The sequence below is a fragment of the Quyinboa ferrireducens genome (genome assembly GCF_042436675.1).
GTDB lineage: Bacteria > Bacteroidota > Bacteroidia > Bacteroidales > UBA5342 > JBHJHP01.
Genome location: NZ_JBHMVA010000097.1, coordinates 1 through 738, shown reverse-complemented (window position 1 = coordinate 738; position 738 = coordinate 1). Strand labels below are relative to the sequence as shown.

Sequence of the window (738 nt, the reverse complement as noted above, 5' to 3'; positions counted from 1 at the left end):
AACGTTCCCGCGGTATGGTGTCGTGGCAGTTTCTTTCACCCGTGAAAGGAACTGTCATGACGAAAGGCGCTTGCAGCGAACGTTGAATTATTTTACTTAAAAGTACTGCCATGCACTATGACCGCGTGTTGTACCCCGTTTTTATTCATCAATTAATTTAATAGTTATGGAATCAGAATTAATTTTATCAAGTTTTTTTTCAATATTTAAGATTCTATCTTCAATATTGGAAATCTGTTCAGAATTTTTTGAGCCTTTTTGGTCAACATATAAACTCATGCCTGTAATTGCCAAAATTGCAATTGCATTTACTATAATAGCAATCTGTTTAGATCTGTTATATCTTTTTCGACTTATATTTCTTTTAATTAAGTCTTTATACGGTCGGGATGATTTTGATGATCTATATTCAAGATAACCTTTATATGTTAATCGATAAACTGAAAATTCGTCCCATTTATTTGGTTCTAAATTTAAGAATCCATCTAATGCTAACTGCTCAAGAGCCATTACTATGTCGTTATAATGGAACTTTTTGGAATAGTTTTTTTCTAACTCGGTATGAATTGTTTTCGTGCTACCGTATCTACCTCTCATTTCATACATGTGACGAAATACAAGGTCTAAATAGTCTTCGTTTAAAATATAGTCAGGTTTCATTTCTTAAATGGGGTACAACGTTCCCGCTGTATGGTGTCGTGCGGTTGACTGTCCCACGAAGTGGAGACTGTCAAGCCG

General features: G+C 34.7%; 1 protein-coding gene. It reads right to left on the bottom strand.

Going from position 1 to position 738, the window contains the following annotated elements; all coding sequences use genetic code 11:
- Positions 1-141: 141 nt before the first annotated feature.
- Positions 142-660, bottom strand: coding sequence for a hypothetical protein (locus ACE01N_RS20590; RefSeq protein ID WP_380592982.1), 519 nt, complete (start codon positions 658-660; stop codon positions 142-144).
- Positions 661-738: the final 78 nt, after the last annotated feature.